Source organism: Streptomyces sp. NPDC045695 (genome assembly GCF_056432025.1).
On record NZ_JBWKJU010000004.1, the window covers coordinates 445,877 to 466,611 of the forward strand.

The following is a 20,735-nucleotide window of genomic DNA, read 5'->3' on the forward strand; positions in this document are numbered from 1 at the left end:
CGTGTTCACCGGCCGGGCCGTGCGGGGAGAAGCAGGCGGTCATGGCATCACGACGTGATGAGCTCAACGCGTACACCTTTGCGAAGCGGCGCACGGTGGCCGCGTTCCTCCAGCCATCCGCCACGGGGACCGAGGAGGGTGCGCCCCGCCCCCTGCGCGCCGTCCTCCCGGGGATGATCGTCGGTGCGCTCGTGCTCGCCGGATTCGGCGCCTGGGGCATGTTCAAGCCGACGGCGCCCAAGGGCTGGGCGGAGCCGGGGACCAAGGTGATCGTCGGCAAGGACTCGACGACCCGGTACGTGGTCCTCACCACCAAGGTCAACGGCAAGGACCAGACCCGCCTGCACCCGGTGCTGAACCTGGCCTCCGCCCGACTCCTGCTGGACCCGGCGAAGTTCAAGGTGATCCAGGTCGACGACAAGGTCCTCGACGCGGGCAAGCCGCCGCGCGGACCCATCATCGGCATCCCGTACGCCCCCGACCGGCTCCCCTCCAAGGACGAGGCCGGCAAGGCCAAGCGCTGGGCCGTGTGCCAGCAGCCGGGCGGCAACGGCAGCGGCGTGCAGAGCGCCACCTTCGTCCTCGCCGACCGCGAGGCGTCCCTGACGGACGACGCCCGCAGGCTCACCGACACCCAGTCGCTGTACGTGCAGAGCACCGGCGCGGGCAAGGAGCGCTACCTGATCGACGCGGCGGGGACGAAGTACAAGTTCCCGGAGGGCACACCGGCCGCCGCGACGATGACCAACGCCCTGGTCGGCACCGGCGCCACCCCGCAGCAGGTCACCCCGGAATGGCTGGGGACCCTCAACTCCGGCGAAGACCTCGCCTTCCCGCAGCTGCCCGGCAAGGCCGCCGAACCCGCCAACGTCAAGGGCCTGATCACCGCCGACAACAAGGTCGGCATGGTGCTCAAGGCCCAGACCGGATCCGGGGCGCAGCACTACGTGGTCCTGCCCGGAAAGGTCGCCCCCGTCTCCGACTTCGTCGCCTGGCTGCTGATCTCGGCGCCCGCGACCGACGGCCTCAACATGCACGGCAAGCCCCGCGAGATCGACCTCCAGTCGATCAACCCGGAGGCCACCCCGTTCGCCGGCGAGGTCAAGTGGCCCCAGAAGAAGACCGACCGGGTCAACCAGACGGCGCCCGCCGCCGGCGGGCAGGCGACCGGCGCCCACCACCGCGACACCGTCTGCAACGTCCTGCGCTCGGTCGACGGCCAGGGCGGACAGACGCTGAGCACGTGGGCCGGCACCGGCTTCCCCATCGACATCACCGCCAGCGGCACCAGCGCGTACGTCACCCCGGGCTCGGGTCTGCTCTACACCCAGGTCCAGGGCAAGCAGACCACGGCCGGCGGCTCCCTGTTCCTGGTCACCGACACCGGCCTGCGGTACGCCGTCCAGGCCAACGGCGACAGCGACGCCGAGCAGTCGAAGATCGGCGCACCGGACCAGCAGAAGGGGGGCTCCGACGGCCGCCCCGAGCCCAGCCAGGCGCAGGTCCGGCTCGGCTACGGAAGCGTCACCCCGGCCCTGGTGCCGATCGCCTGGTCGGAGTTCCTCTCCAAGGGGCCGCGCCTGGACACCAACTCGGCTCGCCAGCCCCAGGGTTCGTGAGGAAGTAACCGATGCCCCAGTACCGCAAGCCCCGCTTCAAGCCCCGTCGCGCCCTCCTCGCCGCCGCCCTCGCCCTGCCCCTGCTCTGCGGCGCCACCGGCGCGGCCGGCGCGGTCTCCGGGGCGGCGCCGCAGCCCCCGTACGCCTTCGGCCTGGACGGGGCGGGGGAGTGCACGTTCCCGATGAAGAAGCAGATCGCGGACCGCCCCTGGGCCCTGCAGCGGCTTCTCCTCGACGAGCTCTGGGCCCAGACCAAGGGCAAGGACAAGAACGGCCACGCCATCCGGGTCGCGGTCATCGACACCGGCGTGGACCGGGCGAACCCGCAGCTCAGCGGGGCCATCGACACCGGCGCCGGCAAGGACCTCGTCGACCCCAAGGGCGGCGACGGCACGACCGACACCATCGGCCACGGCACCAAGGTCGCCGGATTGATCGCGGCCCGCCCCCAGGAGGGCACCGGCTTCGTCGGCCTGGCCCCGGACGCGGTGATCATCCCCATCCGGCAGAACGACGGGCAGGGCAAGGGCAACGCCCTGTCCCTGAGCCAGGCGATCGACCACGCGGTGGCCAAGGGCGCCCAAGTGATCAACATCTCCCAGGACACCGACGTACCGATGTCCGCGGACTCCGAGCTCGGCAAGTCGGTCCAGAAGGCCATCGCCGCCAACGTCGTGGTGGTGGCCTCGGCGGGCAACGACGGCATGAGCGGCCAGAAGCGCAAGACCTACCCGGCGGCCTTCCCCGGAGTGCTCGCGGTGGGTTCCTCGGACCGCAACAACGAGCGTGCCGCGTTCTCCCAGCCCGGCGACTTCATCGGCGTCGCGGCGCCCGGCGTCGACATGGTCTCCACCGTCCCCGGCTTCGGCCAGTGCATCGACAACGGCACCAGCTTCTCCGCCCCGTACGTGGCCGGGGTCGCCGCCCTGCTGCGGGCCGAGCACGGGGACTGGTCGGTGCAGCAGATCGTCTGGCAGATCCAGAACACCGCCGAACGTTCGGTCAAGGGCCGCGACGACTACGTCGGTTGGGGCGTCGTCGACCCGGTGCGCGCGCTGAGCCAGGACCAGGAGGCCCCCAAGGCCCCGGTCCCGGACCCGGGCCCGCCGCCGGCGGCCGCCCCTCAGGCGGCGCCGCTGCAGCTCACCGAGACGGCGCAGGAGCGCGAGGAGCGGTACGGCACGTACGCTCTTGGCATCGGCGCCGTCCTCATCGCCGTCATCGCGGGGACCGCGACGGTCGTGCGGGAGGCGCGCAGCCGCCGACGCCGTTTGCAGTGAACGGTCACAGTTCATCAACGGAAGCGGCCTATCGGTGTTGGGCCTGTGCGATGAACTGGCTAGAGTGGCAACAGGCTTCACGAGTGTGATCGGGGGATCGCGTGAGGCGGAGGGGGACGCCGGGGCGTGTGGTTCAAAGCCGCGCCGGGCCATGTCCGCTCCGCCACGCAATCCGCCGGTTCCGCCGGCGAATTGAGAAGTGAGGAGCTTCGGATGAGCACGAACACCTTCGGACTTGCAGACAATCCGGTCAACCAGGCGAAGATCAAGATCGAGGAGACGGCCAGCGCCGTCAGCAGGCAGGCACGCGAGCTGGCCGACATCCTCGCCACCGTGAGCGCCGGCTGGACCGGTGTCGGTGCCTCGGGGTTCGTCTCCGCCCAGACGGTGGTGAACGAGGACCACGACGAGATCCGCCGCCTGCTCCGCGTCCTGCACAACGCGGTGTCCCAGACCAAGAACCTGAGCAACGCCCAGGACGACGAGGTACGCGCGGCGTTCAAGGCGGTTCAGGCGAGTGCCGGTGGCAACAGCTCCGGCCTCAACGGCATCTGATCCACGCCGTTTTCCGTAACCCACCCAGCGCGAGGAGAAGCACATGGCTGCCGACGACGGCCACACTAAGGTCCGGTACGACAACGTCCAGCAGATGGCCAACCGCATCCGCCAGGTCTCCAAGAACATCATCGACGACCTGGATGCGATGGAGCAGGCGGTGAAGGCCGTCACGGACACCTGGGACGGTGAGGCGCACGGCCAGTACGTCCAGCTGCAGGCCAAGTACAAGGGCAAGGCCGACCACATGAAGATGACGCTGGAGAAGGTCGCCCAGCTGATCGAGCGCGGCAAGGACGACTACCGCGCCACCGACAAGAAGGCCTCGGCCCTGTTCACCGAGGCTTTCTGAGCCCGGTCGGTACGCACGTCCGTACACGCCGAAGGGGCGCGCCCACACCGGGCGCGCCCCTTCGGCGTTGTCGGCGGACCCGTCAGGGACGGTGCCGGTCGAGGTCGAACTCGCCGTCCCTGGCCCCGAGTACGAAGGCCTCCCACTCGGCGGCCGTGTAGCGCAGCACCGTGTCCCGGTCCAGCGACGACCGCATGGCCACCGCCCCCTCGGGAAGCCGGGCGATCTCGACCCGCTCCTCGTCCGGGCTGGTCCCGGGCGGGCCCTCCCACTCCACGCCGCTGATGTCGAGCGCGTAGAGCTCGTCCTTCTCCTGCTGAGTGCCCATGGGAGGCCTTTCCCTCGGTGGAGCGGTCTTCACCGCCGATTATCGGTGCCGGGCCGCCGGCCGGGACGGGTTTCCCCCCGATCCCGGCCGCGTGCGTACCGCCCGGTCACATGCCGCCCGGCATCCGGCCCAGCTGCACCAGCGACGTCCCGCGCCTGCGCGAGGCGAAGTAGGCCCGGCCCGGAGGCATCGGACGCGGTCGCACGTTGCCGACCAGATCGCCCTCGGACGGGTCGCCCGACAGGACGATGCCCTGCGCGCCCAGCTCCTTGATCCGCTGCATGAACGGCTCGTACATCGAGCGCGAGGCACCCGCCGAGTTGCGGGCGATGATGAAGCGGACGCCGGTGTCCCGCGCGAACGGCAGGAACTCCACCAGCGGCGCCAGCGGATTGCCCTGACTGGTGGCCACCAGGTCGAAGTCGTCGATCACGATGTAGACGTCCGGACCCGTCCACCAGCTGCGGTCCCGCAGCTGCTGAGGAGTGACATCCGTCGGTGGCTGCCGGCGCGAGAACACCCCGCCCAGCGCCTCCATGTGCATCTGCAGGGAGCTCGCCATCGGCGCGTACTCCAGCAGGTGCTCCTCCGGCAGCGCCCCGAGCAGGCTCCGCCGGTAGTCGCCGACGACCAGGCGCGCCTGGTCGGGCGTGTACCGCTCCGAGATCTGCTTGGCGATGAGCCGCAGCAGGTTCGTCTTGCCCGACTCGCTCTCACCGAAGACGAGGAGGAAGGGATCGGACTCGAAGTCGATGAACACCGGCTCCAGGTCGGTCTCGTCGATGCCGATCGCGATCCCGCGGCCGGGGTGCTCGCCGCCCTTGGGCAGCTGGTCGGCGTGGAGCAGCCGCGGCAGCAGCCGTACGCCCGGAGCCGCCGGTCCCGCCCAGTTCTGCTTCACCGCCTCGACGAAGGCCGCCGTGGCCTCCGACAGGTCGTCCGCGTCGTGCGAGCCGTCGATGCGCGGGAGCGCGCCCAGGAAGTGCAGCTTCTCCGCCACCTGGCCGCGGCCCGGCATCCCCGGGGGGACGTTCGCCGCGACCTTCCGGTCGAACTCGGAGTCCATGGTGTCGCCGAGCCGCAGCTCCAGCCGGCTCAGCATCTGGTCCTTGAGCGCGGCCCGGACCTCCATGTACCGCGCCGCGGTGATCACCACGTGGATGCCGTAGCCCAGACCGCGGGAGGCGATGTCCGTGACGATCTGCTCAAGGCCCTCGTACTCGCCCTTGAAGTTGCCCCAGCCGTCGACGATCAGGAACACGTCGCCCCACGGCTCACCGGGCAGGTCGCCCGCCGCCCGGCGCCGCCGGTAGGTGCCGATCGAGTCGATGTTGTTCGCGCGGAAGAACTCCTCGCGGCGGTTGAGGATGCCCCCCACCTCCGCGACCGTACGCCGGACCCGCTCCGGGTCCAGGCGGGAGGCGATCCCGCCCACGTGCGGCAGCTCCGAGACCGCCGACAGGCTGCCACCGCCGAAGTCCAGCCCGTAGAACTGCACTTCGCGCGGCGTGTGCGTGAGCGCGAAGGACGAGATCAGCGTCCGCATCAGCGTCGACTTGCCCGACTGCGGACCGCCGACCACCATCATGTGGCCCGCCGCACCCGAGAAGTCCCGGTACAGCACCTCACGCCGCTGCTCGAAGGGCTTGTCGATCAGGCCGAGCGGTACGACGAGGCCGCCGGGCCGCGTGTACCCGTCCGCGTGCAGCCCGCGCTCCGCGCTCGGCGCCAGCGCCGGCAGCAGCTGGTCCAGCGGCGGCGCCTGGTCGAGCGGCGGCAGCCACACCTGGTGCGCCGGTACGCCCTGCCCCTCCAGCCGGCTCACGATCACGTCCAGCACGGTGTCCGCGAGCGCGTCGTCCTCCCGCGGCGCCTGCTGCGCCGCCAGGTACGCGGGGTCCGGAGCCGCGTACACGACCGGCACCGGGGCCGCCGTGAACAGGGCGGGCCGCCGCTCCACCGGGAACAGGCCGACCGACAGGTCCGGGCCGCCCGAGCGGTAGGTGCCCGAGACGTACGCCGCCTTGAAGCGGGTCATCTCGTCCGTACCGAACTTCAGATAGCCCGAGCCGGGCACCGACGGCAGGTGGTAGGCGTCCGGCACACCGATCGCCGTCCGCGACTCCGCCGCCGAGAAGGTCCGCAGACCGATCCGGTACGAGAGGTACGTGTCCAGGCCGCGCAGCTTGCCCTCCTCCAGGCGCTGCGAGGCCAGCAGCAGGTGCACGCCCAGCGAGCGGCCGATGCGGCCGATCTGGATGAACATGTCGATGAAGTCCGGCTTCGCCGTCAGCAGCTCGCTGAACTCGTCGATCACCAGCACCAGCGAAGCCAGCGGCTCCAGCGGGGCGCCGGCCGCGCGGGCCTTCTCGTAGTCGTGGATGTTCGCGTAGTTGCCCGCCGAACGCAGCAGCTCCTGACGGCGCTGGAGCTCACCGCGGATCGAGTCGCCCATGCGGTCCACGAGCGTGAGGTCGTCCGCCAGGTTCGTGATGACGGCCGCGACGTGAGGCATCTGACCCATGCCGGTGAAGGTCGCACCGCCCTTGAAGTCGGCGAGGACGAAGTTCAGCGTCTCGGAGGTGTGCGTGACCGCCAGACCCAGCACCAGCGTGCGCAGCAGCTCCGACTTGCCGGAACCGGTCGCGCCCACGCACAGGCCGTGCGGGCCCATGCCCTCCTGCGCGGCCTCCTTGAGGTCCAGCATGACCGGGGCGCCGTCCTCGCCGACACCGATCGGCACGCGCAGCCGCTCACCGGCCGACCTCGGCCGCCAGGTCCGCGCCACGTCCACCGCGGCCGCGTCGCCCAGGTTCAGCAGGTCCGTGAAGTCCAGATTGGCGAGCAGCGGCTCGTCGTCGTCCCCGCCGCCGGTGCGCAGCGGCGCCAGCTGCCGGGCCAGGGCCTCGGCCGCGGGCAGCGACAGCGTGTCCGGGACGCCTTCGTACGCGACCCCCGCGCCCGACTCCAGGCGCAGCCGGCCCGGCCGCACCACGACCGACAGCCCGCCGCGGGGCTCGTCCAGCTCGCCGCCGACCACCTCGACGATGGTGACGCCCTGCAGCCCCTCGGCCGCCGCGAACACCGAATCCGGCGGCACCATCCCGCCGTCGAGCACGACCACCAGGTGCGGCTGGTCCAGGACCGGGGACACCTCGCGGCTGAACCGCGGCCGGCCCTCCAGCCGGGGCGCCAGCAGCGCCTCCAGCTCGGCGAGGTGATCGCCGAACAGCCGCTTCGTACCGGCCCCGTCGACCTGACCGGGCACCTGGGTGTGCGGCAGCCACTTCGTCCAGTCCCACGAGGGCACCGCGCCCGGCGCCGCGACCACGGCCACCACCAGGTCCTCGGGGGAGTGCAGCGTCGCCAGCTGGGCGACCAGCGACCGCGCGGTGCTGCGCGCGGAGTCCGGCTCCCCGGACACCGTCACGTGGTAGAAGGCGCGGATCGACACCGCCACCGGCAGTCCGTCGAGCGAGGAGTGCACCTTCAGGAAGCGCTGCATCGCGCCCGCGGTCAGCGGCTCCAGCTCGTCCACGGGCGCCGTCTCCGGCGCCACCAGGGCGGTCGCCAGGCGCTGCGCACCCAGGCCGAGCCGGGCCTGCCCGAAGTCCGGGTCCCCGACCCGCCGTTCCCACAGCCGCGAGCCCTCCGCCACCACCGACCACAACTGCTCGGGGGCCGGGTGCAGATACAGCTGCGCGTCGCGCTGCGCCCGCGCGGTACGGCGCACCTGACGGCGGGTCTGCGCGAGGTATTTGAGGTAGTCGCGGCGCACATCGGCCATTTGCCCCTGCGTACCGCGACGGTGGCGCATCAACTGGGCGACGACCATGCCCACCGTCGACACCAGCATCAGGCTGCCCATGATGCGCATGAACGGCGCCGCACCCGGCATGAAGAAGAAGACGACGGACGAGCCCATGCCGAGCATCGGCAGGAGCTGCATCAGCATGCCCTCCTGCTGCCCGCGCGGGAGTTCCGGCGGAGCCTCCAGTCTCAGCTCGTCCGAGGGAACCTCGGGCGGCAGGGACCGCGGCGGGCGTTTGACGACGATCTGGCTCACCGGAGCATCAATCCCTCGAAAACGGACGGGACGTCATAACCGGCGCCCCCAAGTCCCGGGCGCGAAGGGGGTCTCCCCCACGCGACGGTGATCCTACTTGCCGACAGTCGGCCATACGCCCGGTAGGGTGGCGCCGCAGCATGCGCATCCGCGAATCGTCCGCCGGTGCGGGCACCAACCAGGGGGGTCACACAGGTGAGTACGGCCGGCACGACGGGTTTCTGCAGGGTCACCGTCGTGGCACCTGACAGCCGGATCGACGTCGCCCTCCCCGAGGACATCGCCGTCGCCGACGTCTACCCCGAGCTGCTGCGCCTCACCGGCCAGACCCAGCCCGTGGGCGCCCCGACCGGCTTCCACCTCGTACGCCGCTCCGGCACCGTCCTGGACGGCGCGCGCACCCTCGCCGCCCAGCAGGTCCTCGACGGCGAGGTGCTCAGCCTGCGCCCCTTCGCCGAGTCCCTGCCGCCGGCCGTGTTCGACGACGTCTCCGACGCCGTCGCCTCCGCCGTCGTGCGCGACCGGCACCGCTGGAGCGACGACATGCTGCGCGGCGCGGGCCTGGCCGGCGCCGCGGTGCTGCTCGTCATGCTGGGCTTCGTCCTCTGGTACGCCGACCCGGTCCGCCACGACATGCACGGCCTGCCCGGCGTCATCGCCGGCGCGGTGGGCGTCCTGCTCACCGCCGTGGCCGGAGTGCGCGCCCGGGTCTACCGCGACCGCCTCTCCGCCGTGGCCCTGGGCCTCGGCGCCCTCCCGCACCTGCTGATCGCCGGCTCCGGGATCATCGCGCCCGCCGTCGGCGAGGGACCGGGCCGGCTCCAGTTCCTGCTCGGCTGCGTCTGCGTCCTGGTCGCCTCCGTCGCCCTCGTCGCGCTCACCCCCAGTGGCGACGCCCCCTTCGTCGCGGCCACCTTCGTCGCCGTCACCGGCACCCTCGCCACCTTCGCGGCCATCGCCACCGAGGCCTCCGCGACCCACACCGCCGCCGCCTGCGCCCCCGTGGCCATCGGCCTCGTCGCTTTCCTCCCCGGCCTATCCGCGCGCTTCGCCCGGCTGCCCATCGGGTACGCCGCCCCGCAGAGCGCTACGGAGGAGTACGTCGACTACGCGGGGGCGCCGGACCGCTACGAGATCGAGTCGTACGGCGAGCAGCCCGGCTCCGACCAGCCCGAGCAGGGCACCCCGCTCGACGCCGAGGCCATCGCCGCGCAGGCCCGCCGCGGTCACGAGATGCTGCTCGGCCTCGTCGCCGGCTGCGCCGCCGTCGCCATCGGATCCGCCGCCGTCCTCGGGTTCTCCGACAACACCTGGGGCCGCCTGCTGGCCCTGGCCACCGGCCTCGCCATGCTGCTGCGCGCCCGCCTCTTCCGGTACACCTCCCAGGTCGTGTGCGCCCTGACCGCCGGCCTCGTCGCCGTCGCGCTGCTGATCCTGGGCATGGCCCTGCACCCGCCGACCTCCCTGTACGAGGCCCTGGTCCTGGAGCACGACCGCAGCGGGCTGGACCTGCGGACGATCTGGCTGACCGCCGCCGTCGCCGCCGGCGCGGCCCTCCTCGCGGGAATTGCGCTTGTCATCCCGCGCAAGGGTCTGTCACCCTTCTGGGGAAGGCTGCTCGACCTCACCGAGGCGGCGGTCCTGCTCAGCCTGGTTCCCCTGACCCTGGCCGTGCTGGACGTTTACTCCCGGGCCCGCGCTCTCACCAGCTGAGACGTCGCGTCCCGGCAGCCTGGTACGCTGTGTGACGGCCGTTTGTGTACGCGCCCCCGGAGCTCTCTGGAGGCTGCGCTCAGCGGACCCCGCCTCCCGAGTTACGGAAGCTCCCCAGAGACTCAGACCTGGGGCACTCGGTGGCTACGAAGACCTAAAACGAGGAGTACGCGTGCCGCTCGACGCCGCTACGAAGAAGCAGATCATCACCGAGTTCGGTGCCAAGGAGGGCGACACCGGCTCCCCCGAGGTCCAGGTTGCGATGCTCTCGCGCCGCATCTCGGACCTGACCGAGCACCTCAAGACGCACAAGCACGACCACCACTCCCGTCGTGGTCTGCTGATCCTGGTCGGCCAGCGTCGCCGCCTGCTGCAGTACCTGGCCAAGAAGGACATCCAGCGCTTCCGTACGCTGGTCGAGCGCCTCGGCATCCGCCGCGGTGCGGCCGGCGCCAAGTAAAGCGCTGTGGAGGGAGCGGTTCCCACATCCGGGGGCCGCTCCCTTTGCTGTACGTGCGGACCGGACCGGACCCTTTGTAGTCTGGAACGGACGCAGGTGCGCGTCTGAGGAAGACGCGCACGACTGAAGAGGAGGAGCGCCCTCCCACGCCGCCGGTCCTCGGTAGTGGCACCCGGAATGCCCCAAGGGGGGCAACGAACCGGATGCTTCGATCGAAGACCGGCCCGCACGCCAGGAGCGCTTCTCCGCAACCGTCCACCGCCACACGGGCGGCGGACGGAGACGACGAATATGGAGAAAACGCTAGTGGAGAACGAGACCCACTACGCCGAGGCCGTCATTGACAACGGTTCCTTCGGCACCCGCACCATCCGCTTCGAGACGGGCCGTCTGGCCCGCCAGGCCGCCGGCTCCGCCGTTGCCTACCTGGACGACGACACGATGGTGCTGTCCGCCACCACCGCGTCGAAGAAGCCCAAGGACCAGCTCGACTTCTTCCCCCTGACGGTGGACGTCGAGGAGCGGCAGTACGCGGCCGGCAAGATCCCCGGCTCCTTCTTCCGTCGTGAGGGCCGCCCCTCCGAGGACGCGATCCTCACCTGCCGCCTGATCGACCGCCCGCTGCGCCCGTCCTTCAAGAAGGGCCTGCGCAACGAGATCCAGGTCGTCGCCACGATCATGGCGCTCAACCCGGACCACCTGTACGACGTCGTCGCGATCAACGCCGCGTCCGCGTCCACCCAGCTGGCCGGTCTGCCCTTCTCCGGCCCGATCGGCGGCGTCCGCGTCGCGCTGATCCGCGGCCAGTGGGTCGCCTTCCCGACGCACACCGAGCTCGAGGACGCCGTCTTCGACATGGTCGTCGCGGGCCGCGTCCTGGAGGACGGCGACGTCGCGATCATGATGGTCGAGGCCGAGGCCACCGAGAAGACCATCGCCCTGGTCAAGGGCGGCGCCCAGGCGCCGACCGAGGAGATCGTGGCCTCGGGTCTCGACGCCGCGAAGCCGTTCATCAAGGTCCTCTGCAAGGCCCAGGCCGACCTGGCCGCCAAGGCCGCGAAGCCCGAGGGTGAGTTCCCGGTCTTCCTGGACTACCAGGACGACGTGTACGAGGCCCTCGCGGCCGCCGTCAAGGGTGACCTCTCCCAGGCGCTGACCATCGCGGGCAAGCAGGACCGCGAGGCCGAGCTGGACCGCGTCAAGGAGATCGCCGCCGAGAAGCTCCTCCCGGCCTTCGAGGGCCGCGAGAAGGAGATCTCCGCCGCCTACCGCAGCCTGACCAAGGCCCTGGTGCGCGAGCGCGTCATCAAGGACAAGGTCCGCATCGACGGCCGCGGGCTCACGGACATCCGTACCCTCGCCGCCGAGGTCGAAGCCATCCCGCGCGTGCACGGCTCGGCGCTGTTCGAGCGTGGCGAGACCCAGATCCTGGGCGTCACCACCCTCAACATGCTCCGCATGGAGCAGCAGCTGGACACCCTCTCCCCGGTGACCCGCAAGCGCTACATGCACAACTACAACTTCCCGCCGTACTCCGTCGGTGAGACCGGCCGCGTCGGTTCGCCGAAGCGCCGCGAGATCGGCCACGGCGCGCTCGCCGAGCGTGCGATCGTGCCGGTCCTCCCGACCCGCGAGGAGTTCCCGTACGCGATCCGCCAGGTGTCCGAGGCCCTCGGCTCCAACGGTTCGACGTCCATGGGCTCGGTCTGCGCCTCCACCATGTCGCTGCTGAACGCCGGTGTGCCGCTCAAGGCCCCCGTCGCCGGTATCGCCATGGGTCTGATCTCCCAGGAGATCGACGGCAAGACGCACTACGTCGCCCTCACCGACATCCTCGGTGCGGAGGACGCCTTCGGCGACATGGACTTCAAGGTCGCCGGCACCAAGGAGTTCGTCACCGCGCTCCAGCTGGACACCAAGCTGGACGGCATCCCGGCCTCCGTGCTGGCCGCCGCCCTCAAGCAGGCCCGCGACGCCCGCCTCCACATCCTCGACGTGATGATGGAAGCGATCGACACGCCGGACGCGATGTCCCCCTTCGCCCCGCGGATCATCACCGTCAAGATCCCGGTGGACAAGATCGGTGAGGTCATCGGCCCCAAGGGCAAGATGATCAACCAGATCCAGGAGGACACCGGCGCCGAGATCACGATCGAGGACGACGGCACCATCTACATCGGTGCCTCCGACGGCCCGGCCGCCGAGGCCGCCCGCGCCACGATCAACGCCATCGCCAACCCGACCATGCCGGAGGTCGGCGAGCGCTACCTGGGTACGGTCGTCAAGACCACCACCTTCGGTGCCTTCGTCTCCCTGATGCCCGGCAAGGACGGCCTGCTGCACATCTCGCAGATCCGCAAGCTCGCCGGTGGCAAGCGCGTGGAGAACGTCGAGGACGTGCTCGCGGTCGGCACCAAGGTCCAGGTGGAGATCGCCGAGATCGACCAGCGCGGCAAGCTCTCCCTGATCCCCGTGATCGACGGCGAAGCCGCCGGTGACGACGCTGACAAGGACGACTCCGACAAGTGATGTCGCGTAGTTCCCGTGTGACGGCCCGCCCCTCTTCGGAGGGGCGGGCCGTCGCCCGTACCCAAACCCTCCTCAAGGGCAGCAACGGCATCGGCACCGTCCGGCGCACCGTCCTGCCCGGCGGACTGCGCATCGTCACCGAGACGCTGCCCTCCGTCCGCTCCGCCACCTTCGGCATCTGGGCCCACGTCGGCTCCCGTGACGAGACGCCCACGCTCAACGGCGCCACGCACTACCTGGAGCACCTCCTCTTCAAGGGCACGCAGCAGCGCAGCGCCCTCGACATCTCCTCCGCGATCGACGCGGTCGGCGGCGAGATGAACGCCTTCACGGCGAAGGAGTACACCTGCTACTACGCCCGGGTGCTCGACACCGACCTGCCGCTGGCCATCGACGTGGTCTGCGACATGCTCACCGGCTCGCTGATCCGCGAGGAGGACGTCGACGCCGAGCGCGGCGTCATCCTCGAAGAGATCGCGATGACCGAGGACGACCCGGGCGACATGGTCCACGACCTGTTCGCGCAGACCATGTACGGGGACACCCCGCTGGGCCGCCCCGTCCTCGGCACCGTCGACACGATCAACGCGCTGGGCGCCGACCGGATCCGCCGCTTCTACAAGAAGCACTACGACCCGACGCACCTCGTCGTGGCCGCCGCGGGCAACGTCGACCACAACAAGGTCGTGCGCCAGGTCCGCGCCGCCTTCGAGAAGGCCGGCTCGCTGACCCGCACCGACGCCGAGCCGATCGGCCCGCGCACCGGCAGCAAGCGGATCCGCACCTCCGGCCGCGTCGACCTCGTCAGCCGCAAGACCGAGCAGGCCCACGTGGTCCTCGGCATGCCGGGCCTCGCCCGCACCGACGAGCGCCGCTGGGCGCTGGGGGTGCTGAACACCGCCCTCGGCGGCGGCATGTCCTCCCGCCTCTTCCAGGAGGTCCGGGAGAAGCGCGGCCTCGCCTACAGCGTGTACTCGTACACCTCGGGCTTCGCCGACACGGGGCTCTTCGGCGTGTACGCGGGCTGCCGGCCCAACCAGGTCCACGACGTGCTGCGGATCTGCCGCGACGAGCTCGACAAGGTCGCCTCCGACGGACTGCCCGACGAGGAGATCAAGCGGGCCATCGGCCAGCTGTCCGGCTCCACCGTCCTCGGCCTGGAGGACACCGGCGCGATCATGAACCGCATCGGCAAGAGCGAGCTGTGCTGGGGCGACCAGATGTCGGTCGACGAGATGCTGGGCCGGATCGCCGCCGTGACCCCGGACGACGTCCGCGCGGTCGCACAGGATGTACTGGCCCAGCGGCCCTCGCTCGCCGTGATCGGGCCGCTGAAGGAGAAGCAGGCGGCCCGCCTCGACGAAGCGGTGGCCTAGTTCCGTACGGACGTAAGGGAAGCAATATGAGCAAGCTGCGCGTGGCAGTGCTCGGAGCCCAGGGCCGCATCGGCTCCGAGGCCGTCAAGGCGGTCGAGGCCGCCGAGGACATGGAGCTGGTGGCCGCCCTCGGCCGCGGCGACAAGCTGGAGACGCTGGCCGAGGCCGGAGCCCAGGTCGCCGTCGAGCTGACGACCCCGGCCTCGGTGATGGAGAACCTGGACTTCCTCATCCACCACGGCATCCACGCGGTGGTCGGCACCACCGGCTGGACCGAGGAGCGCCTGGCCCAGCTGGACACCTGGCTCGCCGGATCCCCGGCGACCGGTGTGCTCATCGCCCCGAACTTCTCCATCGGTGCCGTCCTCACCATGAAGTTCGCCGCGCGGGCAGCCCGCTACTTCGAGTCCGTCGAGGTCGTCGAGCTGCACCACCCGAACAAGGTCGACGCGCCCTCCGGCACGGCGACCCGCACGGCGCAGCTCATCGCGGCCGCCCGCGCCGAGGCCGGCCTCGGCGCGCAGCCCGACGCCACCGCCACCGCCCTCGACGGCGCGCGCGGCGCGGACGTCGACGGCGTCCCGGTGCACGCGGTCCGCCTGCGGGGCCTGCTGGCCCACCAGGAGGTGCTCCTCGGCAGTGAGGGCGAGACCCTGACGATCCGTCACGACTCCCTGCACCACAGCAGCTTCATGCCGGGCATCCTGCTCGGCGCGCGCCGCGTGACGCAGAACCCGGGCCTCACCTTCGGCCTGGAACACTTCCTCGACCTGGGCTGACTGGGCTGATTTCACGATGCGCGCGAAGATCACGTACTTCCTCACGGCCGCCGTCCTGGTCGTCTACTTCGTCCTGGTCGGCAGCCGGGGGCTGATGCTGATCCGGCACGGCACCTGGCTCACCGTCACCTTCGGCCTGGCCGTGCTGGTCCTGCCGGTCATCGGCGTCTGGTTCCTCTGGCAGAACACCCGGTTCGTCAACCGGGCCAACCACCTCGCGGCCGAGCTGGAGGCCGAGGGCGGACTGCCCGTCGACGAGCTGGAGCGGGACACGTACGGCCGGATCCTGCGTGATTCGGCCGACGAGGTCTTCGCGCGCCGCAAGGCCGAGACCGAGGACGCGCCGGGGGACTGGCGCAGCTGGTTCCGGCTCGCCGTCGCGTACCACGACGCCCGTGACACCCCGCGGGCGCGCAAGGCCATGCAGCGCGCGATCGCCCTGCACGACGGGAAGCCCGTACAGGTCTGACCTGTACGGGCTTCCGGTGCGCGAGCGCGTGCGCGGGGTCAGGCGGGTACGGGCCGGTAGGCGTCGGCCCAGGCCGCCAGCGTGTCGGCGGCCCGGTCGAAGGCCTCGGCGCGCAGGAGGAAATCGGCGTTGTGGTCGGTCAGCAGCACCGGAAGCTCCGTGCCGCCGCGACCGGACACCGTCAGTGCCTGCCCCTGCACGGTCCTCGGCAGTCCGAGCCAGCGCACGGGCTGCTGCACCGTACGGAGTTCGGTGATCTCGCTCCACGCGACGGTGCGGGCCGACAGGAAGCCCACGCGGCGCATCCCCGTACGGCTCACCCAGACGCCCATCCGCAGGGTCTGCACCGCCGACCCGACCACGGCGAGCGCGGCGACCAGACAGACGGCGGCTCCGCGCCAGCCGCCCGCGAAGGCGACGATCATCGTGGCGAGCAGCATGAAGGCGGACAGCAGGAGCAGCAGCGCGGCGATGGCCACGCGCCAGGGACCCGGCCGGTAGGGCCGCCGCCAACGATCGTGGTCGGGATGGGCCAGTACCTCGTCGCCGTCGTCATCCGCGTCGGATACGCCGTCGGCCGTCAGGAAGGGCAGGGGCACGGCTGGACCTCACTCACATGCACGTTCGGTTGGGCTGTGCCCGTGAGGCTACCGCCCCTCGGACGCCGCCGACCGCTGCGACTTCTCCGGTGCCTGGTTCGGCTGCAGCGCGGGTATGCCGAAGAGCAGTGAGCCGGCGAGCCCCGCAACCACGGTCAGTGCGACCAGAGTACGGGCGGCCATCTGTGTCCTGCCCAGACTCTCGCGCGGCGGTGGAGTGACGTTGCTGCGGAAACGGTCGGCCTCGGCGACGAAGGCGAACGGGACGGGTTCGCGCCGGCGGAACATCAGAGCGGCCTCCTCGGGATCGACGACGATGCGTTCTCCATGTCAGACGTACGAACCGGTCGATCGGTGCCCGATTGCGGCACATGGGGCACATGTCATGGCGGTGCGTCAGCTCTACGGGCCCTCGCGGCGAGGGTGCGCGTGCGCGGGGACCCTCGGGGGGCGTCGTAGAGTGGGCGCGCCCCAGGAACGCACGTTTGGAAGGACCCCGGTGAGCGAGACCGCCGCTTCAGATCTGAAACCCAGCTTCCGCAGTGATGTGACGGTGGAGCTGGTGAAGCACTCCGCCGCCGACTCCGACGTGCTGTGGGCCGCCCGCGTCTCCACGGCCGGCGAGCAGTCCCTGGAGGAGCTGCAGAAGGACCCGGAGCGCTCCAAGGGCCTCATCAACTACCTGATGCGCGACCGCCACGGCAGCCCCTTCGAGCACAACTCGATGACCTTCTTCATCAGCGCCCCGATCTTCGTCTTCCGTGAGTTCATGCGCCACCGCGTGGGCTGGTCGTACAACGAGGAATCGGGCCGCTACAGGGAGCTGGAGCCGGTCTTCTACGTCCCGGACGCGGAGCGCAAGCTGGTCCAGGAGGGCCGCCCGGGCAAGTACGTCTTCGTCGAGGGCACCCTGGCGCAGCAGGAGCTGACCGCCCGCGTCATGGAGGACTCCTACGTGCGGGCCTACGAGGCCTACCGGGAGATGCTCGCAGCGGGCGTGGCCCGGGAGGTCGCCCGTTCGGTCCTGCCGGTCGGTCTTTTCTCCTCGATGTACGCCACCTGCAACGCGCGCTCGCTCATGCACTTCCTCGGTCTGCGCACGCAGCACGAGCTCGCGGCCGTCCCCTCCTTCCCGCAGCGGGAGATCGAGATGGTCGGCGAGAAGATGGAGCAGCACTGGGCGCAGCTCATGCCGCTCACGTACGCGGCCTTCAACGCCAACGGCCGCGTCGCCCCGTAAGGGCCGGTGCGCCCGCGCCGCACTGATGTACGGCCTTAAGTCCCAAGTGTCCGTATTGCGGCGTTTCGTAAAGTTCATCTAGGCTGATCAAACGGACCCGGCACTGCTTGAACCCCCGAGCAGGCAGTGCCGGCGTCCAACACCCCGTTGACGTCCCCCGAGGGGACAACGCGAGCATGGCAGCGAGTAGCGTGTTACCCATGGCTCCGATCTCGACTCCGCAGACCCCCTTCGGGCGGGTCCTCACCGCCATGATCACGCCGTTTACGGCGGATGGCGCACTTGACCTCGACGGCGCGCAGCAGCTCGCCGTCCACCTGGTGGACGCAGGCAACGACGGCCTGATCATCAACGGCACCACCGGTGAGTCGCCGACCACCACCGACGCGGAGAAAAACGACCTCGTACGAGCCGTACTCGAAGCCGTCGGAGACCGCGCCCACGTGGTCGCCGGCATCGGCACCAACGACACCCGCCACACCCTCGAGCTGGCCCGCCAGGCCGAGCGCACCGGCGCCCACGGCCTGCTGGCCGTGACCCCGTACTACAGCAAGCCGCCGCAGGAGGGCCTCTACCGGCACTTCACGGCGATCGCCGACGCCACCGGGCTGCCGGTCATGCTCTACGACATCCCCGGCCGCAGCGGTGTCCCGATCGAGACGGAAACCCTCGTCCGGCTGGCCGAGCACCCCCGTATCGTTGCCAACAAGGACGCCAAGGGCGACCTCGGGCGCGCCAGCTGGGCCATCGCGAAGAGCGGACTGGCCTGGTACTCGGGCGACGACATGCTGAACCTCCCGCTCCTGTCGGTCGGCGCGGTCGGCTTCGTCTCCGTGGTGGGCCACGTGGTCACCCCCGAGCTGCGCGCCATGCTGGAGGCCCACCTGGGCGGGGACGTCCAGAAGGCCGCCGAGATCCACCAGAAGCTGCTCCCGGTCTTCACCGGCATGTTCCGCACCCAGGGCGTGATGACCACCAAGGGCGCGCTGAACCTGCAGGGCCTGCCCGCGGGCCCGCTGCGGCTCCCGATGATCGAGCTGACCGCCGAAGAGACGGCGCAGCTCAAGATCGATCTTGCCGCCGGCGGGGTACAGCTCTGACAACAGACTTCACAACCGAATAAGCAAGATCAAAAAAAATACAAAACAGACAGAGCAAGTGCACGAATGACATGCACGCCGCGTGCCTCAGGGGTACGTGGCGTGCGTGGTGAGGAGACACTTTTGAGCCATCCGCATCCGGAACTCGGTCCGCCGCCGAAGCTGCCCAAGGGCGGCCTCAGGGTCACCCCCCTGGGTGGGCTCGGCGAGATCGGCCGCAACATGACCGTCTTCGAGTTCGACGGCCGCCTGCTGATCGTCGACTGCGGCGTCCTCTTCCCCGAAGAGGAGCAGCCCGGCATCGACCTGATCCTCCCGGACTTCACGTCCATCCGGGACCGCCTCGACGACATCGACGGCATCGTCCTGACCCACGGCCACGAGGACCACATCGGCGCCGTCCCCTACCTCCTCCGGGAGAAGCCGGACATCCCGCTGATCGGCTCCAAGCTGACGCTGGCCCTCATCGAGGCGAAGCTCCAGGAGCACCGCATCCGCCCCTACACCCTTGAGGTGAAGGAAGGCGAGCGCGAGAGCCTCGGCCCCTTCGACTGCGAGTTCATCGCGGTCAACCACTCCATCCCGGACGCCCTGGCGGTCGCGATCCGCACCCCCGCGGGTCTGGTCGTCGCCACCGGCGACTTCAAGATGGACCAGCTCCCGCTGGACAACCGCCTCACCGACCTGCACGCCTTCGCGCGTCTGAGCGAGGAGGGCATCGACCTCCTCCTCTCCGACTCGACGAACGCCGAGGTCCCGGGCTTCGTCCCGCCCGAGCGCGAGATCTCCAACGTCCTGCGCACGGTCTTCGCGAACGCCCACAACCGGATCATCGTGGCCAGCTTCGCCAGCCACGTGCACCGCATCCAGCAGATCCTCGACGCCGCACACGAGTACGGCCGCAGGGTCGCCTTCGTCGGCCGCTCGATGGTCCGCAATATGGGCATCGCGCGCGACCTGGGCTACCTGAAGGTCCCGGCCGGCCTCGTCGTGGACGTCAAGACCCTCGACGACCTGCCGGCCCACGAGGTCGTCCTGGTCTGCACGGGTTCGCAGGGCGAGCCGATGGCGGCCCTCTCCCGCATGGCCAACCGCGACCACCAGATCCGGATCGTCCCCGGTGACACCGTGATCCTCGCGTCGTCGCTCATCCCGGGCAACGAGAACGCGGTCTACCGCGTGATCAACGGCCTGACCCGCTGGGGCGCCAACGTCGTGCACAAGGGCAACGCCAAGGTGCACGTCTCGGGCCACGCCTCCGCCGGTGAGCTGCTGTACTTCTACAACATCTGCAAGCCGCGGAACCTGATGCCGGTCCACGGCGAATGGCGCCACCTACGCGCCAACGCCGAGCTCGGCGCCCTGACAGGTGTCCCGAAGGACCGCATCGTCATCGCCGAGGACGGCGTGGTCGTCGACCTGATCGACGGCAAGGCGCGGATCTCCGGCAAGGTCCAGGCCGGCTACGTGTACGTGGACGGCCTCTCGGTCGGCGACGTCACCGAGGTCCACCTGAAGGACCGCCGCATCCTCGGCGACGAGGGCATCGTCTCGGTCTACGTCGTGGTGGACAGCACCACCGGCAAGGTCGTGAGCGGCCCGAACATCCAGGCCCGCGGCTCCGGAATCGAGGACTCGGCCTTCGCCCCGGTCATCGCGAAGATCGAGGAGGCGATCGCCCGCGCCGCCTCCGACGGCGTGGCCGAGCCGCACCAGATCCAGCAGCTCATCCGCCGCACGATGGGCAAGTGGGTCTCGGACAGCTACCGCCGCCGTCCGATGATCCTCCCGGTCGTCGTCGAGGTCTGACGCTCGCCGTAGCGACCCCACGGGAGCGGGGCAACCGGATTTGCGTCCGGGGGCCCCGCTCCAGTACGTTTACGTCTCCACCTCGCAGGGCAGCCGGGCACACACGTGTGTCCGTACGCGTCATGCGAGCGGGTGGGAATCAAGCACTCAGGGAGACCTGATAAAGTCTGATCCACCCGAAAGGGAAAGGCCCCCCGAAGGCCATCGGAATTCCGATCCAGTCGCAAGACGCGGATAAGGAATCTGATAGAGTCGGAACCGCCGGAAAGGGAAACGCGAAAGCGAGAACCTGGAAAGCAAGCGGGACAGGCTCTGATAGAGTCGGAAACGCAAGAACAGAACGAAAGCCCGGAGGAAAACCCGAGAGGGTGAGTACAAAGGAAGCGTCCGTTCCTTGAGAACTCAACAGCGTGCCAAAAATCAACGCCAGAAGTTGATACCCCGTCCACTTCGGTGGATGA

The 20,735-nt window shown here is 70.2% G+C and carries 17 protein-coding genes; 13 read left to right on the forward strand and 4 right to left on the reverse strand.

Translation table 11 applies throughout. From position 1 onward, the window contains the following. Positions 1–41 precede the first annotated feature (41 nt). The 4 genes from eccB (at position 42) to AC07DU_RS10955 (ending at position 3,806) form a co-directional block, all read left to right on the forward strand. Entirely contained in the window at positions 42–1,619 is a 1,578-nt protein-coding gene (gene eccB, locus AC07DU_RS10940; protein ID WP_360901854.1) for a type VII secretion protein EccB, read from the forward strand. A gap of 11 nt (positions 1,620–1,630) precedes the next feature. After that, positions 1,631–2,899: a type VII secretion-associated serine protease mycosin gene (gene mycP / locus AC07DU_RS10945; RefSeq protein WP_479110725.1), complete on the forward strand. Its 1,269-nt coding sequence runs from the start codon at positions 1,631–1,633 to the stop codon at positions 2,897–2,899. Positions 2,900–3,112: 213 nt separating this feature from the next. Next, positions 3,113–3,454 (forward strand): hypothetical protein, encoded by a 342-nt coding sequence (locus tag AC07DU_RS10950; RefSeq protein ID WP_453286827.1) that lies wholly within the window; start codon positions 3,113–3,115, stop codon positions 3,452–3,454. Positions 3,455–3,497: 43 nt separating this feature from the next. After that, complete coding sequence (locus tag AC07DU_RS10955; RefSeq protein ID WP_479030606.1) at positions 3,498–3,806, forward strand: WXG100 family type VII secretion target; 309 nt, start codon at positions 3,498–3,500, stop codon at positions 3,804–3,806. A gap of 82 nt (positions 3,807–3,888) precedes the next feature. On the opposite strand, the gene AC07DU_RS10960 is transcribed toward AC07DU_RS10955, so the two are convergent. Further along, on the reverse strand, positions 3,889–4,134 hold the full coding sequence (locus AC07DU_RS10960) for a DUF397 domain-containing protein (protein WP_030708695.1): 246 nt from the start codon (positions 4,132–4,134) through the stop codon (positions 3,889–3,891). Between the two features lie 106 nt (positions 4,135–4,240). Then, entirely contained in the window at positions 4,241–8,200 is a 3,960-nt protein-coding gene (gene eccCa, locus AC07DU_RS10965) for a type VII secretion protein EccCa (protein WP_479110727.1), read from the reverse strand. A 195-nt stretch (positions 8,201–8,395) separates the two neighbouring features. Here eccCa and eccD point away from each other — a divergent pair, with 195 nt between their 5' ends. The 6 genes from eccD to AC07DU_RS10995 all read left to right on the forward strand — a co-directional run bounded on the left by eccD (position 8,396) and on the right by AC07DU_RS10995 (position 15,526). Next, positions 8,396–9,913 (forward strand): type VII secretion integral membrane protein EccD, encoded by a 1,518-nt coding sequence (gene eccD / locus AC07DU_RS10970; RefSeq protein ID WP_479030595.1) that lies wholly within the window; start codon positions 8,396–8,398, stop codon positions 9,911–9,913. 172 nt (positions 9,914–10,085) lie between these two features. Continuing rightward, positions 10,086–10,373 (forward strand): 30S ribosomal protein S15, encoded by a 288-nt coding sequence (gene rpsO / locus AC07DU_RS10975; protein ID WP_030011220.1) that lies wholly within the window; start codon positions 10,086–10,088, stop codon positions 10,371–10,373. Between the two features lie 306 nt (positions 10,374–10,679). After that, positions 10,680–12,902: a polyribonucleotide nucleotidyltransferase gene (locus AC07DU_RS10980; RefSeq protein ID WP_189973342.1), complete on the forward strand. Its 2,223-nt coding sequence runs from the start codon at positions 10,680–10,682 to the stop codon at positions 12,900–12,902. Beyond that, positions 12,899–14,278, forward strand: a complete 1,380-nt coding sequence (locus AC07DU_RS10985) for a M16 family metallopeptidase (protein WP_360901838.1) — start codon at positions 12,899–12,901, stop codon at positions 14,276–14,278. Before AC07DU_RS10980 ends, AC07DU_RS10985 begins: the two co-directional genes overlap by 4 nt. A 26-nt stretch (positions 14,279–14,304) precedes the next feature. Next, positions 14,305–15,057 carry a 4-hydroxy-tetrahydrodipicolinate reductase gene (dapB, locus tag AC07DU_RS10990; RefSeq protein WP_479110729.1) on the forward strand — a complete coding sequence of 251 codons (753 nt, stop codon included), beginning with the start codon at positions 14,305–14,307 and terminating at the stop codon, positions 15,055–15,057. 16 nt (positions 15,058–15,073) lie between these two features. Next, positions 15,074–15,526: a hypothetical protein gene (locus AC07DU_RS10995; protein ID WP_479110731.1), complete on the forward strand. Its 453-nt coding sequence runs from the start codon at positions 15,074–15,076 to the stop codon at positions 15,524–15,526. Positions 15,527–15,564: 38 nt separating this feature from the next. Here AC07DU_RS10995 and AC07DU_RS11000 read toward each other — a convergent pair whose 3' ends face one another. Together AC07DU_RS11000 and AC07DU_RS11005 are read right to left on the reverse strand one after the other, a co-directional pair. Further along, positions 15,565–16,125 carry a hypothetical protein gene (locus AC07DU_RS11000; protein ID WP_360901829.1) on the reverse strand — a complete coding sequence of 187 codons (561 nt, stop codon included), beginning with the start codon at positions 16,123–16,125 and terminating at the stop codon, positions 15,565–15,567. A gap of 48 nt (positions 16,126–16,173) precedes the next feature. Next, positions 16,174–16,413, reverse strand: coding sequence for a hypothetical protein (locus AC07DU_RS11005; protein WP_479030586.1), 240 nt, complete (start codon positions 16,411–16,413; stop codon positions 16,174–16,176). 211 nt (positions 16,414–16,624) lie between these two features. Here AC07DU_RS11005 and thyX point away from each other — a divergent pair, with 211 nt between their 5' ends. The 3 genes from thyX to AC07DU_RS11020 all read left to right on the forward strand — a co-directional run bounded on the left by thyX (position 16,625) and on the right by AC07DU_RS11020 (position 20,274). Continuing rightward, complete coding sequence (gene thyX, locus AC07DU_RS11010; RefSeq protein ID WP_479030583.1) at positions 16,625–17,365, forward strand: FAD-dependent thymidylate synthase; 741 nt, start codon at positions 16,625–16,627, stop codon at positions 17,363–17,365. Between the two features lie 200 nt (positions 17,366–17,565). Further along, positions 17,566–18,465, forward strand: a complete 900-nt coding sequence (gene dapA / locus AC07DU_RS11015; RefSeq protein WP_360901820.1) for a 4-hydroxy-tetrahydrodipicolinate synthase — start codon at positions 17,566–17,568, stop codon at positions 18,463–18,465. A gap of 123 nt (positions 18,466–18,588) precedes the next feature. Beyond that, complete coding sequence (locus tag AC07DU_RS11020) at positions 18,589–20,274, forward strand: ribonuclease J (protein ID WP_479110733.1); 1,686 nt, start codon at positions 18,589–18,591, stop codon at positions 20,272–20,274. Positions 20,275–20,735: the final 461 nt, after the last annotated feature.

Bases quoted from the DNA above. Each gene is read 5' to 3' on its own strand.
- eccB (WP_360901854.1), top strand. From the start codon at position 42: ATGGCATCACGACGTGATGAGCTCAACGCGTACACCTTTGCGAAGCGG.
- mycP (WP_479110725.1), top strand. From the start codon at position 1,631: ATGCCCCAGTACCGCAAGCCCCGCTTCAAGCCCCGTCGCGCCCTCCTC.
- AC07DU_RS10950 (WP_453286827.1), top strand. From the start codon at position 3,113: ATGAGCACGAACACCTTCGGACTTGCAGACAATCCGGTCAACCAGGCG.
- AC07DU_RS10955 (WP_479030606.1), top strand. From the start codon at position 3,498: ATGGCTGCCGACGACGGCCACACTAAGGTCCGGTACGACAACGTCCAG.
- AC07DU_RS10960 (WP_030708695.1), bottom strand. From the start codon at position 4,134: ATGGGCACTCAGCAGGAGAAGGACGAGCTCTACGCGCTCGACATCAGC.
- dapB (WP_479110729.1), top strand. From the start codon at position 14,305: ATGAGCAAGCTGCGCGTGGCAGTGCTCGGAGCCCAGGGCCGCATCGGC.
- AC07DU_RS10995 (WP_479110731.1), top strand. From the start codon at position 15,074: ATGCGCGCGAAGATCACGTACTTCCTCACGGCCGCCGTCCTGGTCGTC.
- AC07DU_RS11005 (WP_479030586.1), bottom strand. From the start codon at position 16,413: ATGTTCCGCCGGCGCGAACCCGTCCCGTTCGCCTTCGTCGCCGAGGCC.
- dapA (WP_360901820.1), top strand. From the start codon at position 17,566: ATGGCTCCGATCTCGACTCCGCAGACCCCCTTCGGGCGGGTCCTCACC.